Genomic DNA, 20,525 nt, shown 5'->3' with positions numbered 1-20,525 from the left:
TGAGCGATTCCCTCTCATCGGTCGTCGGCGGAGGCGAGTTCTCCGCCGACGACGGTGGCGTAGCGTTCGGCGCCCGCGACGCTCAGCCCGAACAGGTCGCAGAGGCGCCGGATGTCTCCCTCGGTGGCGATGGCCTCGTGGAGGATGCGGTCCTCGCGGATGGCCTGGGTGTTGATCCTGATCAGTGCGCTGAAGTAGGCGCCGCTGACCGGCCTGGATCTGTTTGCGGTGTAGGCGTTGATGAACACGTAGGGGTTGCTGCTATTGGGCCAGCGTGCCGTGCGGTGGTCGAGCCAGGACGTGAGCCGTTCACGGACGGGTGCCGCCAGGAGGATCGTGCGGTCTCCGACCCGCAGCCGTGGCCCGTCCTTGTCGGTGAGGAGCAGGTCGCGCAACTGGTGGTTGCGCAGTCCGTGGAAGGCGAACAGGGCGGTCAGGGCTGCGCGTGCCGGGTCGGTCGAGTTCAGCGCGTGGCTGAGTTCCTCCAGGTTGGTCAGCGGCAGCGGGTCACGGGTCTCATGGCTTCCGGTCCGGATGCGGGCGGTGGGATCGGTGAAGATGATTTTCTGGCCCTTGAGGACTTTGAAGATCGACCGGAGTCCTTGGCCCGTTGTCGATCGTGGGCTGCCGCTCTTGGGGAGTGCTGCCCGGACGTCGGCGCTGGAGATCTCACGGAGCGAGTTGGTGCCGACTGCGGCCCAGGTCTTCAGGACCGGCAGCGCCCACATGGCGTGCACCCGGATCGTGATGTGCGATCGAGGGCGCCGTCGTGGCGGACGAGTTGTTCCGTCCTTCATGACGGTGAACCAGGCGCGCAGCTCGGTGACCATCGGTTCGGGCAGGTCCGCTTCGGCGAGCTTGGCGTCGAACCAGGCGGTGACCGAGGGCTCGCGGTCGTCCTCAAGCATGCCGATGGCGTCCAGGACGTCGAGGGCGGGCTGGGCCGCGAGCTTGTCGGTTCGGTTCAGCTCCAGGACGTCGCTGGCCGGGATCGGAGCCCCGGGCGTGTCCTGTCGTCCGAGCAGGATGCGCAGGACCCTGCGGGCGTTGACCAGCTGTGTCTTCTTCCAGCCGTGGTTGGTGGCGTGGTGTTCGGCGGCGGCCATCACCGCGGCCACGAGTTCGGGGTCAGCCTCTTCGTAGGCCAGGCCGGTCGGCTCGGTGCGCGAGATCGTGAAGAGCGTCAGCTGCCGATGGCCGACGATCTCGATCGCGCCGAGCTCGGGCGGGGCAAGCCGCTGGCCACTGCGGCGCTGACGGAATGTATCGACGATGAACAGCTGCTGACCGTGCCGGTTGGCTTCCTCGGCCGTGGTGCCGCGCCGGGCGCTGCGGGCCAGCGCGGCTTGTCGGCGACACAAACGGCAGAGGGCCTCGCCGTTCAGCGGCCGGTGCGTGCGGCAGATCCGGCACGGGCCGTCCCCACGAGAGATCTTCCGGCGCCAGCCCCTGCAGGCCTCACACAACCAGGTGGTGTGCCGCGTGACGCCCCAGCCCAGGCAGTCGCGGCACGAGTCGATCACGTGCGGTGCGAAGCGGTGGCAGCGGCGGCACAACCCGGCGGCGTAGAAATCGCGTTCGGATCCGCATTTGCGGCAGGGCGGCGGGACCTGCGGGCCGCCAGGAGTGCAGTCGTAGCAGTAGCGGCGCTGGTTGGTCGCGACCGGCTTCGCGCGGCAGGCCGGACAGGTGCGAGGGACGGTCACGCGGGCGGCAGGGACTTGTTGCGGCCCAGCCTCGGCGTGACCGGTGGCCCGCCGTTCGCCTCTTGGATCTTCCGGGGTCGGCGAGCTTCGACCTGCTCGGGCTCGCGGATCAACAGTTCGGTCGGCTCGCATTCCAGAACGAAGCAGATCACGTCCAGGTCGTCCAAGCGGATGGTGGTCGGTGTTCCGGTCCACAACGCCGACATCTTCCCCGCGCTGATCTCCAGCCCGGCGTCCGCGAGGAGCCGCCGCATCTCCGTGGACTTCCAGATGCCGCGCTCGGCGGCCTTCAACCGCAGGTTCCAGCGCATCGCGATCATCTTCCCTTCGTGGGGAGCCGTGCCGCGACGCGGTCGTTGGCCTGCGCCCATGCCGTCTCGACGTGGTCGTCATGGACGTGGATGTACCGCGTCGTGGTCGAAAGCCACGAATGACCTAGCAACTCCTGAATCGCCTTCAAATCCATCCCCCGCGCGTAGTGAGAGGAGGCGCAGTAATGCCTGAGCACGTGCGGCGTGAGCCGCCCCGACCACGCGGGCAGATGAGCCTCGACCGCGGTCTTCAGTCCCGAGCACAGGGCGTCGTCCCCGGCCCGAAGGCAGCGTCCGGTCATCCGGTCGCGTCGCTCGCTGGGCAGCAGCGGAGCGTCCGGGTCGGCCCAGTCGTCGCCGAACTGGTGCCGGATGTCGCCGAGCCACCAGTCCATCAGCGCGTCGACCGACTCGATCGCCGGGACCATCCGGGGCTTGTAGCCGCGGCCGCGGCTGCCCTTGCCGAACCGCACGTGGAGCTTGCCGTACTCGCCCAGGTCAGATCGCCAATCGCGGATGTCCAGGCCGACGGACTCGCTGATCCTCAGACCGACCCTGCGCCAGAGCGAGGCCGCCATGTAGTCACGTGCCGCGGGCAAGAACTTGCGGGCCTGCGGAAGACCTTCGCGCCAGTCCCGGAACAGCCGGTCGATCTCCTCGTCGCGAGGCGGAACCCGGATCAGCTGCTGGCTGGTGTCAGCCGGCCGGTTCCACTCGTCGATCGGCTGCACCAGCACATGCCCGGTCAACGCGTGGATGTCGCCCTGGTAGCGGGCCAGCAAGAAGTCATAGAACCGGGCCAGCGTCTGCGCCTTACCACTCACCGTCGAGGGAGCCCGCCCAGCCTTGCGCTGCGCGACCAGGTATCCGTCCCCGTCGGCGGGGCTCGCCTCCCAGACCGGCTTACCCACCGCCTTCAAGAAGCCGAAGATGACGCCTCGCTCCTCGCTGATGTAGCGGTCGGTGATCCCAGCGCCCGCGCACGCCAACGCGAACTGGTCCACAAGCTCCTGTTCGAAGTCCTCGAACTCCTGAGCCGTCCGCAGCCGATGCGGTGCCCCAAGCGACCGCACCACCGCCAGCGTCATCGACCACTCGCCAGCAGACCAACCAGCTCACCAATAACGATCACTGGACATGGATACCAGGAGAACGTCAGAAATCCCGACGAAACCATGAAATCTCTCACCAGACAGACGAACCCATGCCAACCAGCATGGACGCCCTACCAGCACCGAACTGACCTGCGGGGAACCCACGACAGTTGGGATAACCGGCGTGGCAGTCGCCCGCATCCGCGTCGCCTCCAACACCCGCTTCCGTGACTCCGCCACCAACGAGTGGAAGGACGGCGACAGCCTCTTCCTGACCTGCAACATCTGGCGCGAACAGGGCGAAAACGTCGCAGAGTCGCTCCGGCGCGGGATGCGGGTCATTCTCCAGGGTCGCCTCAAGCAGCGCTCCTACGAGACCAGCGAGGGCGAAAAGCGCACCATCTTCGAGGTCGACGTCGACGAGATCGCCCCGTCCCTGCGCAACGCGATCGCCAGGGTCACCAAGGCCAACCGGACCCAGCAAGCGCCCGAGGACCCCTGGGCGACCTCGTCCGCCCAGGCACCCGCCCCGGACCAGAACGGCGCCTACACCGAGACCGGCTCCCCCGACCTCGCCGGCGCCGCAGCACCCCCTCGACGTCCTGGGCGACTTGTCAGCGGTAGAAGGTTGTTCCGCTCGGTCTCCACCCGTGTCTGACGCCGTGCAACGTCGCCGAACCGCACGGCGGCGCCATCTACTCCCCGCACATGACCGAGCTGACGCATGCCGACGTGAGCCGGGTGATCGTGGCAGCACCGAGGCGGCAGCAACTCGCACCGCGATCAGCGACGAGTCCGAGTCCGAGTCCGAGTCCAGAGGCTCCCGCGCCGACCCCAGCTCATCCCCGCTCAAGTTCCGCAACAAGCAGACCTCACTGCCCCCTGGCGGGGCGGGCACTTTCAGATGCCCGCCCCGCCAGCAGCTCATTCTTCGATCATCCTCAGACCTGCGAGCACTTCCGCCTGCGTGATGCGCTCTGAGGCCCGGATGATCGCGTGAACGATCATCGGTCGATCGTGGGACAGCTCCTCCTCCCGATGAAGGAGCAGGATGTTCAGGTCATGCAGCGTCAGCCACTCGATCACCGCCTCCTTCAGCAGCTGCGCGAGCTCCTCGGATAACGGCATCTCCCAGACCAGCCGCTGGACCTTGTCGATCGCGCCGACCTGAACCTTGCTGTCGGCTCCCCCGACAGTCCAGGCGGGAAGGCTGATCGGAAGCGGCAGCGTCAACAGTAGCTTCGCGATCCGCTCATACGCGGCGATCATCGCCATCACACCCAAGACCAGGTGCTCGGCCATCTCGAAATCGTCGTCCACGGGACGTCCCTCTCTGGAGTTGTCAACCTGCGAGCGCCGGGAGCTTCCGAATCTCCCCCAACAAGAAAACTATACCACAGTTCTACCCCAACGGGGTGCGCGAAGTTCACGCTTGCCCACGTCGAGACAGGGTTAAAGTGTGGTATAGTTCCTATGGTGTGCAAGGTCCGTCATGCGACACCGCACACCGCCCGACCATCACGCCACGGGGAGAGCCCATGATCCCTCGCGACACGCATGCCGTAGATGCCCAGGCCGCATGCCAGATCCTCGGCATCTCCTACAAGAGCTGGCACAACACCGGAGGCGCCACCCGGTTCGAACTCACCCCGCTCAACCCGGGCCGCCGCAAGCCCCTCTACGACCAGCGCCAGGTGGAAGCCGCCCGAGACCACCGCGCCATCCCGCCCCTGCCCAGCAGACCGCCGCACCCCGACGACCTCCTGGACGACCTCGACATCGCCGAAATCCTCGCCGTCCAATACGTGACCGTCCGCAAGGACCGGGCCGATGGTCGCCTCACCGGCTGGATCCAGGTCTGCGGCGTCCACCATCTCACCCGCGCGAAGCTCGCCAGCCAGATCGCAGCCCGGCCAGGCAAAGGCGTCGGCGGCGGCCGCCCCCGCAAGCAGGCCGCATCCCCAGCCGAGTAGAACCACAGGCCCCGGCCGCAGACCGGCTCACCTCCACCACCGGGCTCCGCGCATCAGGCGCGAGGATCATCCAGCAGCTCGAACCCGTCCACCGTGGCGTCCGACACCGTGCCCACCCGGAACCGGCGACCCGCCAACTCGCCCACCGGCAGGCCCGCCTGCTGAGCGATCCGAGCCGCAGGCATCCGCAACGGCTCCTGAACCGAATGCCGCGCCGTCACCACCAGCGCCTCATCGCCCATGGTCAGCAGCACCAGCGCCTCGTTCTCGCCCACCTGCAGGCCCTCCTCCTGGGCGCGCACCCACCGCTTGACCGTGGTCGGCGCGAGCGCCACGTCCGCCGCCAGGCCGCGCCAGGAAAACTCTCCCGGATCGCCGTGCCGCGCAGCCGTCATCAGCACCCTCCGCCGTGCGTCCAGCGCTTCAACGACCGGCCCCAGCGTCGAGAACACCCGGCGGAACTCCTCCGCCGAACCGGGCACGTGACCAGCCAGATGGCCATGCCCGAGCTCGCGCAGCACCCGCCCCAGATCCCCGGACTCGGCCAACCGGCTGACCAGCCCAGAAGGATCATCTGAGGACGCCGAGTACTCCACCGTGAAGCTGCGAGCCTCTCCATCGGCCGACCAGTTCGTGATACGCATGACCAGCTCCCGTCTCCTGTATAACGCACTCATCGTGTACCGAAACGGTACACCAGGTGTGCCGAAACGGTACACCAGGTGTGCCGAAACGGTACACCTCTGACAGAGGCGAAAGCGAGCTGCTCCTCGCCGCCACAGCGGCAGAAAACCCGCTCCGAAAACCCCCACGGGCAGGGCGCCGCACTGCATGCCGACGGCCTGCAGAGCACGGCATAGGCATGCGAGTGCCTCACGGTGCTCTCACGGTGCTGCGTCAGGCCAGGACTCGACACCCCAGCCGCTCGCCGAGCAGGCCCCGCTCGAAGTCCCACCGCTCTCGAACAGTGAGCACCCGCCCTGCGGGAGGCGCGCTCGACGAGTCGAGCATGGCCGCCAGCATCAGGAACCGGTCCTCGTCACCGGCCAGACCATTCCAGCCCTGGCCCATGTGGCGAAAGCGCCGCCCCTCCTGCTCCCGAACCCAGCGGACGCGGCAAGACAAGGTCACGTAGGCCGAGCAGGGGAGGTGGCGCCACGCTTTCGAGCAGCTTCAGCTCGTTGTGGTCCGTGGGCAGGTCGCGCGCCAGGAGCAAGGCATCCGGCCCCAGATCTCGGCGACGAGCATCTCATCGGGCATGGGGTCCTCCATCGGTGATCGCCGCGTGCCGAGCCGACCCGCTACGACGTGCCCGGCAACCCTGATGACATGCGCACCCTCGGCGAGATCGCCAAACTGCTCGGCGGCGATGGCAAGCGCATCACCCAGTACCGCGAGGCCATTGACCAGCGCGCCGCCCACGAGCTGCGCGGCCGATGGCGGACCTACCGCACCGGCGACGTGATCGCGGTGCTCAACAGTCGCACGGGCGATCGACGGCCACGGCCCAAGAGCACCGGCTGACCCTGCCGTCGAAGGCCCGGGTTCCCGGCGTGAGGCCATCGGCCGCACCCGTCGAGCTCAAGATGACCGCACGTAGGGGGTGCACCTTCGACTGAAGGCGCACCCCCTACAGGTTTGTGGATCGAGGATCAGTCGCCATCGACATGGCTGCGCTAGTCACCCTCCAGCCGACGCAAGACAGCGCGTGCGTCGATGTAGCGCTGGCGATACTGATCAGGCAACCGCTCCGCCAGCTCACGCCAGATCGCCACGGACTTCCGCCAGACGGCTATGCCTTCAGAACGCTGGCCCAGCCGATGGTGCGTGCTCCCGAGGTTGCCCAGGGTGGTGGCGAGGTCGGGTTGGTGGGCGGGGTTGTTGGCGGCCAGGTCCCGCCAGAGATTCACCGCTTCCTGGGTCGCAGCCAGGGCCTCGCGATCGTGGCCCAGCCGATCGTGCGCGGTCCCGAGGTTGCCCAGGGTGGTGGCGAGGCCGGGTTGGTGGGCGGGGTTGTTGGCGGCCAGGTCCCGCCAGAGATTCACCGCTTCCTGGGCCGCAGCTAGGGCCTCGCGATCGTGGCCCAGCCGACGGTGCGCGGTCCCGAGGCGGTCCAGGGTGGCGGCGAGGCCGGGTTGGTGGGCTGGGTTGTCGGCGGCCAGATCCCGAAAGAGATTCACCGCTTCCTGGGCCGCACCCTGCGCCTCGCGATACTGGCCCAGCCGATCGTGCGCGATCCCGAGGTTGCCCAGGGTGGCGGCGAGGTCGGGTTGGTGGGCGGGGTTGTTGGCGGCCAGATCCCGCCAGAGCTTCACCGCTTCCTGCGTCACAGCCAGGGCCTCGCGATCGTGGCCCAGCCAACGGTGCGCGATCCCGAGGCTCTCCAGGGCGATGGCGACATCCTGCGGGTGGCCGGTGGCGCGCTCGTGGCGGAGATGCTGGAGCGTCAGGGCCAGTGCGCAGACGGGCAGGGCATGCGTCGGGACGATCTGCAGGAGGTAGGTGATGGTCTCGATGTCAAGGGCGGTGCGGGCCAGGATCGCGGCCGTGGTCTCATCCAGCTTTCGGCGGTGCTCGGTGGTCAGGGCGGCGTAGATGGCGTGGTGAGCCAGGAGAATCGGGTCGCCGTCCAGAAGTTGCTCGAAAAGGACGTGGGCGGCTGGGTAGTGTTCGCCGGCGCGGGCCAGGAGAGTCAACACACGACCAGCCTGTTCACCCGCCAAACCGACGAGCAGCCTCCGGGCGAACTCGCCGTCGTCGAGCCGCGTGAGGCGGGTGGTGATGAACCAATCTGCCAGCAGATCTGGTCCGAGGTGCAGTCCCAATCCGCGCGGATAGAGAGCGTTGGCCCAGCGCAGCAGCCTGAGCACCTGCGCTTGGGGAGTGCCATCGAGATCGGGGATGCGCCGAAGCGCCGCAGCCCCGGCGGTCTCGTCGGCGGGAGCCAACAGAACCAGAACCACAAGCACCCTTTCCAGCAGCACCTGGTCGACCGGGCCGAGAGCCCAGCGCCCAAGGGCGGCGCTGGTGCGCCACCAGCGGGCTTCGTGCTCGAACAGCACTTTGGCGACCTGGTTCAGCGGTTTCGGGCTCGGGCTGGAGGCAGCGGGTTCTAAAACGGTGAGCATGGCTTGGGCCAGAATCTCGACCATCGTCTGACCGGCCTGGACGGGCGCCACTCGGTCCGACACCGGCGGCGCCGGGTGGCGCATGGCGCGGGCGAAGTCGCTGACGGCTTCGCCATACCAGCGGATGACGTCCCCGCTCCCGCCGAGCGGCTGCAATCTCAGCCGGGCCGCTGCCTTCAGCAGGACCGTGACCAGTACGCTATCCCGCTCCGAAAGCCGACCGGCCAGCGCATCCTCCAGGGTGTCGCCGTGCCGGGTGATCAGCACCACCCGCAACGCAACCGTCCCGGAGTATCCGGATAAGGCGGCCAGCAACGCGCCCAGATCGGCGTGGGTGTCAGCGTCGTCGACCAGGGCCAGCACACGCATCCGCGAAGCCGCCGCCGCAGCCTCGACCAGCGCCGCGCCGGTGCCCCGCTTCAGCCAGCCCACCGTCCACTCGGGCTCCATGTCACGGGCCATTCGCAGAGCAAAGCGCGTCTTACCGCATCCTGCGGGCCCGTCCACCATCATCAGCCTCGATGCCGCCCCGCCCGCCGTGCCCTTCTTGCCGCCGGTGCCGGTGCCGGTGTCGGTGCACCAGGCGTGCCACTGTTTCTGCTCGGCTTGACGACCCCAAAAGCCTGTCGGGCACCAGTGCGGAGTCAGCAGTTCCAGCACACTCGGCTCGGCGTCGTGCGGTTGCTGCGGGATCGGAGGTACGAGGGGGTCCAGCAGAGCCTGCACTGCCTGGCGGGCAGCGGCGCGCTGGTCCTGCCGGGTCAACACCACACCGAAATAGGAACCGGCGGCGCCTGCCAGACCTGCGACCACTGCGGCGATCAGCGCCCGCCAGCCAAACGGCCACGAGCCTGGGACCAGCAGTGGCACGACACCGGCACCGACACTGCAGGCCGCACCCAGCACCCAGGGATTCCTCAGCGCCCGCCGCATCCCGCCCCACCCGCATCCGTCGTCGAGTCGTGTCGTAGACGTTCTGTACTCCCCGCTCCACCCACGGGTGCCACACGCATGGAAAGGGCATCGGCGAGGATTCCGGTGTGGCTGGCGGGGCGGCGCTCCGCTCTCACGTCCAAAGAGCGGAGCGCCGACCCGGACCTGGGGCGCGATCGCTGACCCCTCCGACAGCCATCCACTCATCCAGACCCACCTCGAAAACGGACGTCTCCCCGTGCTCGAGCAACCGGCTACCTCACGCCCGCGAAGGCAGACTCTTCGGATCGAAGCCCAACCGCTCCAGCCGCTTGACGATCGCCTCCCGGCTACGGCCGAACCTGGTCATCAGGTCCCGGATGTTCGCACCCGGCTCCTTGGCCAGCCGCAGCAGCAGCGCGTCATCCTCCGGCATCCACGGCCGGTGTGAGTTGGCGTGCCGGGCCCGACGCTGCTCCAGCGTCACCGGCGGCCGCTGGGCGGGCGGGATGGCGGCGGCACCGGCAGCGAACAGCTGAGCCAGCACCGACAGATCACCGCTCATCACGCCTTCCAGCTCGGCCACCACCTGGCCGTGCTCGTCGACGCCGACGACCTCCACCCGCTGGCGACCATCGGTCCCGGTCACCGTCAGCGTGTACGTACCGGACCCATGCGTCACCCGCACGCTCACCTCAGCCGCGCGCTCGGGCGCGCCAGGCCCAGGGGCAGACCCCAAGGTGGGCCCAGCGGTGGAAGCGGAGGCAGGTGCGGAGACGGTGAGCTTGGTGGCGAGCTCGGTGGCCAGCTCAGGCTTGGTGACTGACATCGCGAATCCTTCTCCTTATATAGAGGTGTGCTCCCGAACGAGGCGCCTCACGGCTCGAAGACCCGCTCCACCGCCGCGGCGACCTCAGCCCGGCCCGCACGGAAGTAGCGCGCCGTAGTGTCGAGCGAGGCGTGCCCCATCAACTCCTTGATCTGCGCCACGTCGGCGCCCCCTTCCCGAAGCCGGGTGGCGTAGGTGTGCCGCAGCTGGTGCGGACGCAGGCCCGGCAGGCCGGCGTCCTCGCCCACGGCCAGGACCACCTGGGTGATGCCCGAGACGCTCAGCGGCCCGCGCTGTCCCAGCCACACCGGCCCGGACTCGCGGCCGGCCTGCCACCGCTCGGCCATCGACGGGTTCCTGGCCAGCCGGGCGCCGCGCTCATCCAGCCACGCGCCCAGGTGCGTGCGGGCGATCGCCGGCAGCGGCACCCACCGCACCTGATCGCCCTTGCCCAGCAGCCGCACCTCTCCGGTGCGGGCGGTCAGCGGCACATCGCTCACCTCCAGCCGGGCACACTCCTCCACCCGCGCCCCCGCATACAGCAGCGTGGACACCACCGCCCGATCACGTGCGCCCCGCCGTGCCGCTGACCGCTCCACCCGGCTCTGCTCGGCCCGCGTCAGCGCATCCGGCTCACCCGGCTTGGGGATCCGCGCCTTCTTCACCTCGATGCGCAACCCGGCCTCGGCGTAGAGGAGCGTCACCGCGGCGATCGCCTGGTTGATCGTGCTCGGTGCGACCCGCCGTTCGAGCAGGCTACGCCGCCAGGCGGTGGCCGCCGCCTCGGCGCCATGCACGTCGACGAAGGCGTCCTCGTGCTCGCCGGCGTGCTCGCCAAGCCACCCCGCGTAGGCCGCGATCTGCCGCCGGTAGGCCTTGACGGTATTGGCCGACAGCTTGCTCCGCTCCAGGTGACGCTTGGCGGCGGACAGCGCGGCCGCCGCGGCCGCCATCACCTCCCCGCTCGGGCGCAGCTGGAGGACCACTCCCTCGGACATGACCTCGTTCACCCCTGCCCCTCGTCATAGCCCTCGCTGCCCTCGCTGCCCTCACTGTTCTCGCTCGCGCCCGGGCTGCGAGCGAGCGCCTCATGCGCAGCGTCCTCAGCGCTCCAGGCCGTGCGAACCCGAGACAGCAAGGCGTCCTGCCGCTCCAGGTCGGCCGTCAGCAGTTGAGCCGACTCGCGGAGCAGGTCCCGGCCGAAGCGATCGAAAGTGGCCCAGGCCGCGTCCCGGGCCAGGCGCGCGGCCGCGACGCGGTCGGGATCGCCGGCCGCTGTGGCTGCCTCGAGTTCGGCCTCCGCCCGCCGGTTCCGCTCGAGCAGTTCCTGATGCGCGAGGGCGAGATCGGCGTGCCGGGCCCGGGAGACGATCCCCTCGGCCTGGTTCACGGTCGCCAGCTCTGCGACCGCTTCATGCTCGGCGTCAGCCCGATCGAGGAGCGCGTCAACCTCCGGCCGTCCGGTCCGGCGCGAGCGTGGATCCGTCATCGAGAACCCACTCCTTATTATCCGCTGAGATTCGCCCAGGTTTCCGGCCTCGAGGCGACGCCATTATTCGCTGAGATCTTATCCTCTCTCAGCGGATAATGTCAGTTATCCACTGGGATGAGATGAGGTCCCCGGGAGGTCATCGTGCGCCTCGTTCGGGGAGTCTTCCGCCCGCCAGCCATGCCCGCGCCGGGTTGGCAGCCAAGTGTCGATCAGGGCTTTACTCCACAACGGCGTTCTGCCGACCCGCTCGTCGGCCGCGGGGATGTCGCCGCGAACGTGGTAGCGATGCACGCTGGCTCGCTTGATCCCGAGCAACGCGGCGAGATCTCCGGCGTCGGAGGTCAAAGACCGGCAACCCACCCCGTACGGCCAGCGCCTCCTGCTTCGCCACCTACGCGAACCGCTATACCTGTCCACCGAGCTCCTGCAGCGCGCCACCCGCTCCTACCGCAGCGCCCTGTCCACCTCGCGCCTGCCCACCAGCCGCACCATCGTGCTCGGCGTGGTCGAACGCACCACGGCGGGCAACCTCATCATCGCCGACCTGGCCGCCATGCTGACCAACCGCGCCTACATCCCCGCCGACTCCTCCTACGAGGTGCGCATGGCCGACCAGCTCATCGCCTCCGGCCGCGCCTTCGTCAAACCGCTGCGTTACGACAACAACTTCGAGGTCTTCCCCGACTTCGTCCTGACCGACACCGACCCCTGGCAGTACGTGGAAGTCTGGGGCATGCCGGGCCGCGAAGCCTACGAGCGACGCAAACGCGACAAGCAGGCCCACTACCGCCAAGCCGGTATCGACCTCCTCGGCTGGGACGTCAACCAGCCCCTTCCCGAGATGCGTCGCCCACACCCGTAAGGCTCGACGGCGCGACCAGGCACAAGCGCCCGTCACCCCTCGATGTACGGCGGGAACAGACGATCAAGGCGACGTGCCAGGACAGCCACCTGCGCGGCCGACAGCTGCTTCGGCGCCGCCTGGATGAAGCGCCGCACCTGCCCGGCGCGCACCAGCATGATCCCGGCCACCTGCAGCGGCCGCGAGATTCCCGGCAGCCGGGGACCGTGCACCGCGACCACAGGCAGCACCGCAACCTCGGCGACGCCGTGATCTATCGCACGCTGGACGGCCGAGCGCTCGAAGGCGAGCCCACGCAGCAACGTCTCGGCCGGACGCCCACCGATCCACAGCCGCGCGCCATGCCCGGAGATCCGGGTCCGGCGAGCCCACTTCTTGGAATCGATCAGGAACACCCCGGACGGCCCCACCACCAGATGATCGAGGTTGGCCGAACTGCCCGCGATCGCCCGGTCGTGCAGGATCACATAGCCCTCGCACGCGAGCGGCGCCAGCAGCCGCGCGGTGGACCGCTCGCCGACGGCACCCTTGCACCAGGAGGCGATCGCCGACCACCGGTGAAAGCGCCACCAGTCCACCGCCGCCACCACCAGCGCCACCACCAGCGCGACGGCCAGGCCGAGCCGCCCGCCCAGCAGCAGGCCGACCACCACGGCAGGCAGCGCCGCCTCGACCGTACGCAGCACCAGCCGGCGATGCCGGGTCAGGGCCACCTGCATCCGGTACTGAGCATGAGCAGAGGCCCCCGCCTGCCCGGCCCCGTCACCCGCAGATCCGTCGCTGGGGCCGAAGCCCGAGCTGATAGTCCGGTTGATGGCCGGGGTGATGACGGGGTCTGCGCCTGAGGCCGAATACGCCGAGGCCGGGCGGAACGGGATGCGGGGGCTGGTGCTCATGGCCACCTCCCAAGGTGATCGCACGAGGGCTGGGAAGATCGACGCTACGCGTCGGCACCGACAACTTCGGGTGCGTCCCGCCCGCCTCACCGATCGGGCCTGCCGTACCAGGCCCGACCTCTCGACCTCGTGCGCCGCGTCGCCTGGATGAGGTCGCCCGAATGAGGTCGCCCGAGGGCGGCCTGCCGCGTCGCGGCGTACGAGGTCGACGACGGCGCCCACCTCGGATGCCGCTCCGAAGGACCCGCCAGCGCCCCCCGGCCGTGACGTTCCGAACGGATCACTCTCGCAGGCCCGGTCCTACGCGTAACCCGGGCTGGACCGAACCGAACCGTGATCTTGTGCCGCCTGCTGCAGGCAGGCCCCTCCTCACCGCATGCGCCCAAGACCACTCAAGATCTTTTGGCGCTCCACTGCCTCACCGCACCCCGCCATCAGCGCCAAAACATCTTGTTCGCCCCGGACGCCCAGGTGGCGCTCCGGCCCTTCCGCCTGCGTGCGCGCCCGCACGAACGCACCGACCGGCAGCCCAGCGGGGGCCCGGCGGGCCTCATGCGGAAGGGCGCACGATGCCGACCACCACCAGCCAGCCTGCAGACCAACCCTCGATCGCCATCGTCGGCGCATCGATCACCGGACCCGTCCTGGCCCTGTTACTCCACCGGGCCGGATTCCACCAGGTCCGCCTCTACGAGGCATCCCCGGCGCCCACCCAGCAGGCCGGCGGCATCATCGGGCTCGACCACCCCTCACTCACCACCCTGGCCGACCTGGGCATCTCCCAGCAGGAGATCATCCCGTTCACCAGCGAGCGCGTGGTCACCATCACCGTCCAGGACCAGCGGGAAGCCTCCCGCACCGAACACCTCTACCCCGGCCGCAACACCGCCTGGCACCTTCTCAACCACACGCTCCTGCAGCGGCTGCCGCAGCACTGGCTCCACCTCGGCCAGCGCGTGCGCGCCATCTCCCCCACCGAGCACGGCCCCGCCGTACTGGAGTTCCTCGACGCCGAGCCCAGCCACGCCGACCTGGTGATCTTCACCGACGGACGCCGCTCCACCGGCCGTCGCCTCCTGGCGCCCAAGCGGACACTCACCTACGCCGGCTACATCGCCTGGCGCGGCCAAGGCCCCTACCAGCCGCACATCGAGCACTTCACCCGCATCGATCCAGTCGGCGCCGCCTTCAACCTCAGCCCGCTCCGCCAGACATCCGGCCACCCCGCCACGGACTGGACCCTCTACCTCGACATGCCCGAGCCCGACTTCCACACCCTGCTCGGAGCCGACCCGACCGTGCGCACCTACCTGCTTCCCCACCAGTTCACCGGCCAGGTCCGCGCCCTGGTCCAGGGTCAGGCCAACCGCCTCCTGAAGCCCGCGGCCGCCCACCTGATCGCCGCGACCCCGACCTGGACCGCCGCCCCCATCGTCGATCTGGCACCGTCCACTCAGGCGGTCTACCCGATCGGCGCCGCGCACGCGATCCTCCTCGGCGACGCCCTGGCTCCCGTGCGCCCCCACACCGCCAGCGGCGCCAACCTCGGCATAGCCCAAGCCGCCGGTCTGGCCGGCGTCCTGTCCCAGCACTTGCACCACGGCGCCGACCTCGTCGCGGCCTTGCACGGCTGGCAGCAGCGCCACCTACCGGCCGTCCGCGCCGCCCAGCAGCTCGGGCCCGAACTCGGCGCGAGCCTCGGCCTCGGGACGGCTCGCGGGCGAATTCTCGTCACCGAGCAGTAGCGTCCCCGGCTGGTGCTGTTCGCGCGGAACGTGCCGCGCGAACAGCACCAGCCGGAACAACCCCGCCCCCCGCCGAACAGGCCTCGCCGAACGGGCTGTAACGCCTGACGGAACGGCTACCACTCCCACCGGGAGACGACCCGAGGCCGACGCGAAACAGGGTGACCCGTCGTCCAATCTTCAGTCGACGCCGCAGCCCCCCGCGAAGAACCTGGACCCGGGCGCGAAGGCGCGCTCCGTAGAGTTCCCGCGCGCAGGACGGGGACCTGGGAAGAGCTCCGCTAGCGCTCCGCCCTCCCCCGGCCCCCGCCGCAAGCGGTCGGCCTTCGGCCGATCCAGCGCACGGGGCGCTCGGCGAAGGCCGAAACAGCCCGCGAAACGGACTGGCTGAACAGAGCGAAACAGGGCCGGAACGCCAGCTGGCACACGGATCGGAACACCGGCTGGAACAGGGGTGCGGAACGGAGGAACAGCCGGGTGAAACACCGGGTCGGCGGGCGCGAGCGGCTCACACCCGGGGTGTGAGCCGCTCGCGCGTTGATCCCAGAGGGCCGCGCCCAGGCACGGCCCTCTGGCTTGGCGCTCCATCGCGCACTCTCCCTGCAGCCCTCCCCCGCATCTCCTCCCTCAAGCCCTTCACCGCCACCCCTGTTGAGCGCCAGGCCATCGTCAGCGTCGAGCGACACGAGATGTCAGTAGCTCGCCGTAGCGATCAGTCCAAGTCCTCCCACACCCACTGGGCAGCCGCACTTCGATCGAGTTCCCGCCCGAACCTGAACAACTCCGCATGATCAGTGCATGTGAGGAACAGACCGAATAGTCCCGCTGCAGGAAGCCGTTCGGCCAGCGCGGTGATCTGCTCGTGCGCTCCGACCCTCTGCAGGCTTTCCAGCAACGACCTCACCGCGTGCCGGTTGTCGAGGGCGACGTGCTCGGCCGGGTCGCGGGCCAGCAGTGCGGTGACTTGCTCGTGCGCTCCGACCCTCCGCAGGCTTCCCAGCAACCAGCTCACCCCGTATGGGTTGTCGAGGGCGACGTGCTCGGCCGGGTCGCGGGCCAGCAGTGCGGTGACTTGCTCGTGCGCTCCGACCCCCTGCAAGCGTTCCAGCAACCGGCTCACCCCTACCGGGTTGTCGAGGGCGGCGTGTGCGGCGGCCCGCTTGGCCAGTGCGGTGACTTGCTCGTGCGCTCCGATCCCCTGCAGGCCGTACAGCAACTCGCCCACGCCATCCGGGCTGTCGAGGGCGGCGTGTGCGGCGGCCCGCTTGGCCAGTGCGGTGACTTGCTCGTGCGCTCCGACCCCCTGCAAGCGTTCCAGCAACTCGCCCACGCCGTATGGGTTGTCGAGGGCGACGTGCTCGGCCCGCTTGGCCAGCGCGGTGACTTGCTCGTGCGCTCCGACCCCCTGCAAGCGTTCCAGCAACTCGCCCACCCCGTCCGGGTTGTCGAGGGCAACGTGCGCGGCGACCCGCCTGGCCAGTGCGGCAACTTGTTCGTGCGCTTTGAGGTGCCACAGGCTGACCAGCAACTGGCTCACCCCGCGCGGGTTGTCGAGGGCGGCGTGTGCGGCGACCCGCCTGGCCAGCGCGGTGACTTGCTCGTACGGGTCGTTGAGGGTGAAGCGCGCGGCATCGTCGAGGGTGAAGGGTACAGCTGGGTCGCGGGCTGCCAGGAGCGCGGTTATTTGCTCGTCCGCTCCGAGCTGCCGCAGGCCGTACAGCAAGAAGTTCACCCTGTTCGGGTCGTCGAGGGCGACGTGCGCGACGGCCCACTTGGCCAGCGCGGTGACTTGCTCGTGCGTTTCGATGCCCCGCAGGCTGTTCAGCAACCAGGCCACCGCGTCCGGGTCGTCGAGGGCGACGTGCGCGACGTGTGCGACGGCCCGCTTGGCCAGCGCAGTGACTTGCTCGTGCGCTCCGACCCCCTGCAAGCGATCCAGCAACTCGCCCACCCCCTTCGGGTCGTCGAGGGCGACGTGCTCGGCCCGCTTGGCCAGCGCGGTGACTTGCTCGTGCGCTCCGACCCCCTGCAAGCGATCCAGCAACTCGCCCACCCCCTTCGGGTCGTCGAGGGCGACGTGCTCGGCCGGGTCGCGGGCCAGCAGTGCGGTGACTTGCTCGTGCGCTCCGACTCCCTGCAAGCGTTCCAGCAACTCGCCCACCCCCTTCGGGTCGTCGAGGGCGACGTGCTCGGCGGCCCAGCGTGCGGGGCTGTGGTCGGAGGGATGCATGGTGCGCAGGTGGTCAATGAGAGCGCTGGCGGCGTGCTGGCTGCCGTGGGCGGTGGCGCTTTTTAGGAGCTGGGCGGCGTCGCGATACAGGCCACGACGTTGTGCGGCGAGCGCGAGGGAGTACAGGTCGCTGGGATGGGCATGAGCGGCCGCTGCCTTCCAAAATGCCGGGGGTGGGGTCTGGTCGGCGCGGTGGTAACGGCCGTGCTGGTCGAGGGATTCAGCCAGCCGATAGCCGACCACGCCCACGTTGCTCTTAGGCGCGATCGGTTGCAGAGCGCGGACGGTGCCTTTGAGGATGTAGGTGGCATACTTCCACGCCTCCTTCTCCCAGATATCGACATCCTCATCATCGATGGCACGCTGCTCGGGACTCAGTTCACCGATCGCTGCGTGCCGCAGAAACTCGCGCCCCAGATGCTGGGTGTGGCCCAGGCGGACGGCGTCCATCGCGGCGGTGATGAGCGCTTTGCCATAGGGGTTGGCTCCGGGTCTTTGGTAGTGGTCCAGCAGGTCGGGGACTCCGGCCAGGTATTGGGTGAGCTGCCCAGGCGAGCCAGCTCGTTCAGCAGCAGTAATGGCCTCCATCAAGGTGGTGTGCCGACGCCGCCGGATTTGGGCGAGCTGCTGTTCGGTAAAGGTGGTGGGCACGTCGATGACGCCGCCGAGCTCGGCTTTGACCTGGCGAGGGTCGTGGTTGGCCAGTTTTGGCAGCTGGGATAGCAGTTCCCGGCTGGCTCGGCCTGTATCGACCGTGCCTGGCGCGCCATCATGGTCGGTGGTGTACTTCGCCCACAAAGGGGGCCACACGGCGGTGATGGCAACGACGTAGTCGCGGCCTTCCATCAGCTCGGCCAACTTGAATAGTGCTGGTGCCCCGGCTGGGTCGTCGGCATAGTGGCGTAGCTCGTTCAGCCACAGTACCGAATGCTGGGGCACCCCCTGGCTGATCAGGTCGGTCAATGCGGATGCGGTGCGTGGATAGAACAGTGGCCAGCGCGACAGCCGCGCGGTCACCGCCTGGTAGGCGGCCCGGGATTTGCCGGTGGAGGATTTGCCGGTGGAGGATTTGCCGCGCAGCACCACCAGCCGGTTGGCTGCCACGGCTGGGTCGAGCATCGCGTACAGCAGGTCATCGTGCGGGCGGCGCGCATAGGTGGGTAAGGGCTCGCCTCCGATCGCCTGATGGATCCCCAGCTTCGTCGGCTTCCACCGGCCGATCGGCTTCGCCGCCTCGGCCGGGCCCTCCGCGGCAGAATCGGCGGCCGCAGCGGCCCGGGGGTCCTTCCGGGCAGCGTGGGAGTCTCTGCTTTGTTTGGCCTCGGCCAAGAGTGCAAGCCAGCCATCTACATCGCCGGGCGCCGTTCCGAGATCAGCGCCTCGGTCGTCGGCCAGTTCCAGGCACAACTCCACGACGGCCAGCAGCGGACCGGTGCCGTGAGGCAGATGCCTCGCCTTCGTCCAGTCATACAGGATTGAGCGTGCTACCACCCCGGGCTCCAGAAGCTCTAGCAGCCCGTCGATCGTCCGCCCGGCCGCTTTGAGCAGGTCGGTGAGCGCCGTACCGAAATCCTCTGGTGCTCGAGGCATGACGAGCCTCGCCATTCTGCGGGCTTGACCGGCTTCGCGCGCTCGGCGGCCCACGTCCTATGGATGTCCGAACCCTTCGGATAGTGCCTCACGACAGACCTCGGCGACGCAACCTGCGGCAGGATCGTTATCTGTCCGACCGGAGGCGGACCCCATTCCGGACCATGCTGGCCTGGCCGCACGGTGTCGATATGGCCGTTTCCGACACCTCCACCAGCAGCTCACTGCCGAGCCGGTTGCTGCCTGCCGGCACGGCCATCACGGTCGCCGGTGTGCACGCCAGCTTGTGGCTGAGCGCTCCCGTCATCGCGGCGATCCTCACCATCGCCGAGGCGGTGCTGGCCGTCATGGTCATCGTGACCGCACTGTATGCGCCGGAGCGCGTCAGCGACCGCGCCTTCCGCATGCTGCCCTGGACTACCCCGCCCGCCGAACCGCTGGCGTCGGCTACCGCCCCACAGCAGATTCCGGCCGCGACCTGCCACAGGGAGTAGCGGATCTACCGCCGACTTGTGTCGTCCCGACTGTCATCCGGTGTCGTTTCCCCACTGACACATCGTGATGCTCAACAGTGAGCCGCTCGCGCGTTGATCCCAGAGGGCCGCGCCCAGGCACGGCCCTCTGGCTTGGCGCTGTTGAGCGCGGTGGAAATGTCAGTCCGCCGCGCAGATCTAATGTCAGTGGGAGCAGGCCTTTGAGTGGTGGCGTGCCCCGGTAGCCGGAGGGTTACGAGCTGGTTCCGTGCGCGATTCCCGCGCACCGCATGATGAAAGCCCAGGCAGTCACGTCGATCTCTGGGCCGATGGCCTCGGCGTCTCCTCCGCAGTAGCCGCACCACGCACTCAGTGCGGCGGACATTCCTCCGGCGACCACGATCACCGCGGTCACCAGCATGGCTGCCTCGCCTTCCCACCCGCTATGCCCGTGCGGCTGCGCCTGCTTGAGCAGCCACGGCCGGGCATGCGCCGCGCCGGACAGCAGGCTGTAGGTCCCATCACGGGGGAGCCACTTCGGTAGGAAGCTTGAGATCAGGCTGGAGATCTTGGGGTCGCGGGGCGCGAACGCGCCATCGACGAGGTATCCCTTCTTGCCCTTGTCGGTGTGGCGGCGGGCACCGGCAGGCAGGACGGGGTCCAGCTCGCCCTGCTGCGTGGCTGCCTGAACGCGAGCGTCGTATCCCGCCTGGGTGAGGTTTTCGGCGCGGGCGGCGGAGGATGCCTGGTTGCGGTACTCCATGACCCAGGTGCCCGAGGTGCGCGCGAGCCGCTGGGGAAGCCCGATCGTGGGGTCGAGGTGGTAGTGGGAGAAGGCGAAGGCCTCCACGGCGGCCCTGGCCAAGGTGAGGCAGGACCAGACCGGCGGTGGCTTCTTCAGCATGTTGTGCCGCAAGGCGTCCAGGTGCTCCATGCCGGTCTCCCAGGAGAGGTTCGCAGCGTCGAAGCTCAGCATTACCAGGGCCCTGCGCGCATCCTGGCGCGGCCCGGCCGGGAGTTGGCCGATGGTGTCCTGCTCCTGCTTCCGAATCCCGGCGTACGTGTCGGGGGCGGGGATGGTGGTGAACGCGTCCACTGCGGACTTCTGGAGCTTGATCAGGTAGTCCACGCACTCCTGGACGATCGCGTCACTGATCGGGACGCCGAGGAGCCGGAATTGCTCAGAACCATCAGCGCTGGTCGGGGTCATGGGCGAAAGCCTAGGAGCGACATAGGCCCGGTCGCTGCCGGATTTCCCTGCTACCGCTGACACTCGTGTCGCCG

General features: G+C 69.0%; 18 protein-coding genes and 1 pseudogene. 6 read left to right on the top strand and 13 right to left on the bottom strand.

Features of this window, described 5'->3' with window-relative positions:
• Positions 1-14 precede the first annotated feature (14 nt).
• From HNR30_RS48875 to HNR30_RS45405, 3 genes are read right to left on the bottom strand one after another with little or no spacing between them, the layout of a single operon-like run.
• Positions 15-1,706 carry a site-specific integrase gene (locus HNR30_RS48875; RefSeq protein WP_246380349.1) on the bottom strand — a complete coding sequence of 564 codons (1,692 nt, stop codon included), beginning with the start codon at positions 1,704-1,706 and terminating at the stop codon, positions 15-17.
• Positions 1,703-2,026, bottom strand: a complete 324-nt coding sequence (locus HNR30_RS45410; RefSeq protein ID WP_220134749.1) for a helix-turn-helix domain-containing protein — start codon at positions 2,024-2,026, stop codon at positions 1,703-1,705. Before HNR30_RS45410 ends, HNR30_RS48875 begins: the two co-directional genes overlap by 4 nt.
• Positions 2,023-3,105: a tyrosine-type recombinase/integrase gene (locus tag HNR30_RS45405; RefSeq protein WP_181616445.1), complete on the bottom strand. Its 1,083-nt coding sequence runs from the start codon at positions 3,103-3,105 to the stop codon at positions 2,023-2,025. The genes HNR30_RS45410 and HNR30_RS45405 overlap by 4 nt, the downstream gene beginning before the upstream one ends.
• Positions 3,106-3,289: 184 nt before the next feature.
• Between HNR30_RS45405 and ssb the strand changes: the two are divergent.
• Positions 3,290-3,769, top strand: a pseudogene (gene ssb, locus HNR30_RS48870) (single-stranded DNA-binding protein); the annotation flags it as partial.
• Between the two features lie 266 nt (positions 3,770-4,035).
• Here the strand turns inward: ssb and HNR30_RS45395 are convergent.
• Positions 4,036-4,431: a hypothetical protein gene (locus HNR30_RS45395; protein WP_181616444.1), complete on the bottom strand. Its 396-nt coding sequence runs from the start codon at positions 4,429-4,431 to the stop codon at positions 4,036-4,038.
• A gap of 218 nt (positions 4,432-4,649) precedes the next feature.
• On the opposite strand from HNR30_RS45395, the gene HNR30_RS45390 reads away from it, so the two are divergent.
• Positions 4,650-5,084: a hypothetical protein gene (locus HNR30_RS45390; RefSeq protein WP_181616443.1), complete on the top strand. Its 435-nt coding sequence runs from the start codon at positions 4,650-4,652 to the stop codon at positions 5,082-5,084.
• A 53-nt stretch (positions 5,085-5,137) separates the two neighbouring features.
• Here HNR30_RS45390 and HNR30_RS45385 read toward each other — a convergent pair whose 3' ends face one another.
• Together HNR30_RS45385 and HNR30_RS45380 are read right to left on the bottom strand one after the other, a co-directional pair.
• On the bottom strand, positions 5,138-5,728 hold the full coding sequence (locus tag HNR30_RS45385; protein ID WP_181616442.1) for a hypothetical protein: 591 nt from the start codon (positions 5,726-5,728) through the stop codon (positions 5,138-5,140).
• A gap of 253 nt (positions 5,729-5,981) precedes the next feature.
• On the bottom strand, positions 5,982-6,155 hold the full coding sequence (locus HNR30_RS45380; RefSeq protein WP_181616441.1) for a hypothetical protein: 174 nt from the start codon (positions 6,153-6,155) through the stop codon (positions 5,982-5,984).
• A 258-nt stretch (positions 6,156-6,413) separates the two neighbouring features.
• Between HNR30_RS45380 and HNR30_RS45375 the strand changes: the two genes are divergently transcribed.
• Positions 6,414-6,608, top strand: coding sequence for a hypothetical protein (locus HNR30_RS45375; RefSeq protein ID WP_181616440.1), 195 nt, complete (start codon positions 6,414-6,416; stop codon positions 6,606-6,608).
• A 152-nt stretch (positions 6,609-6,760) separates the two neighbouring features.
• Here HNR30_RS45375 and HNR30_RS45370 read toward each other — a convergent pair whose 3' ends face one another.
• The 4 genes from HNR30_RS45370 to HNR30_RS45355 all read right to left on the bottom strand — a co-directional run bounded on the left by HNR30_RS45370 (position 6,761) and on the right by HNR30_RS45355 (position 11,442).
• Complete coding sequence (locus tag HNR30_RS45370; protein WP_181616439.1) at positions 6,761-9,145, bottom strand: tetratricopeptide repeat protein; 2,385 nt, start codon at positions 9,143-9,145, stop codon at positions 6,761-6,763.
• Between the two features lie 259 nt (positions 9,146-9,404).
• Positions 9,405-9,953: a hypothetical protein gene (locus HNR30_RS45365; protein WP_181616438.1), complete on the bottom strand. Its 549-nt coding sequence runs from the start codon at positions 9,951-9,953 to the stop codon at positions 9,405-9,407.
• Between the two features lie 47 nt (positions 9,954-10,000).
• Positions 10,001-10,951 (bottom strand): tyrosine-type recombinase/integrase, encoded by a 951-nt coding sequence (locus HNR30_RS45360; RefSeq protein ID WP_181616437.1) that lies wholly within the window; start codon positions 10,949-10,951, stop codon positions 10,001-10,003.
• Between the two features lie 8 nt (positions 10,952-10,959).
• Positions 10,960-11,442, bottom strand: a complete 483-nt coding sequence (locus tag HNR30_RS45355) for a hypothetical protein (RefSeq protein ID WP_181616436.1) — start codon at positions 11,440-11,442, stop codon at positions 10,960-10,962.
• Positions 11,443-11,746: 304 nt separating this feature from the next.
• Here HNR30_RS45355 and HNR30_RS45350 point away from each other — a divergent pair, with 304 nt between their 5' ends.
• Positions 11,747-12,307 carry a DUF1173 family protein gene (locus HNR30_RS45350; protein ID WP_181616435.1) on the top strand — a complete coding sequence of 187 codons (561 nt, stop codon included), beginning with the start codon at positions 11,747-11,749 and terminating at the stop codon, positions 12,305-12,307.
• A gap of 32 nt (positions 12,308-12,339) precedes the next feature.
• On the opposite strand, the gene HNR30_RS45345 is transcribed toward HNR30_RS45350, so the two are convergent.
• Positions 12,340-13,203: a nuclease-related domain-containing protein gene (locus HNR30_RS45345; protein ID WP_181616434.1), complete on the bottom strand. Its 864-nt coding sequence runs from the start codon at positions 13,201-13,203 to the stop codon at positions 12,340-12,342.
• A 569-nt stretch (positions 13,204-13,772) separates the two neighbouring features.
• Here HNR30_RS45345 and HNR30_RS45340 point away from each other — a divergent pair.
• Complete coding sequence (locus HNR30_RS45340) at positions 13,773-14,948, top strand: Rossmann-fold NAD(P)-binding domain-containing protein (RefSeq protein WP_181616433.1); 1,176 nt, start codon at positions 13,773-13,775, stop codon at positions 14,946-14,948.
• 712 nt (positions 14,949-15,660) lie between these two features.
• Here the strand turns inward: HNR30_RS45340 and HNR30_RS45335 are convergent.
• On the bottom strand, positions 15,661-18,783 hold the full coding sequence (locus HNR30_RS45335) for a hypothetical protein (protein ID WP_181616432.1): 3,123 nt from the start codon (positions 18,781-18,783) through the stop codon (positions 15,661-15,663).
• Between the two features lie 176 nt (positions 18,784-18,959).
• On the opposite strand from HNR30_RS45335, the gene HNR30_RS45330 reads away from it, so the two are divergent.
• Positions 18,960-19,262 (top strand): hypothetical protein, encoded by a 303-nt coding sequence (locus HNR30_RS45330; RefSeq protein WP_181616431.1) that lies wholly within the window; start codon positions 18,960-18,962, stop codon positions 19,260-19,262.
• 232 nt (positions 19,263-19,494) lie between these two features.
• Here the strand turns inward: HNR30_RS45330 and HNR30_RS45325 are convergent, their stop codons facing one another.
• A complete protein-coding gene (locus tag HNR30_RS45325; protein ID WP_181616430.1) occupies positions 19,495-20,451 on the bottom strand; it encodes a hypothetical protein in 957 nt (318 codons plus the stop codon).
• Positions 20,452-20,525: the final 74 nt, after the last annotated feature.

The organism is Nonomuraea soli (assembly GCF_013761175.1).
Lineage (GTDB): Bacteria > Actinomycetota > Actinomycetes > Streptosporangiales > Streptosporangiaceae > Nonomuraea > Nonomuraea soli.
This window is presented reverse-complemented; position numbering and strand designations above follow the sequence as displayed.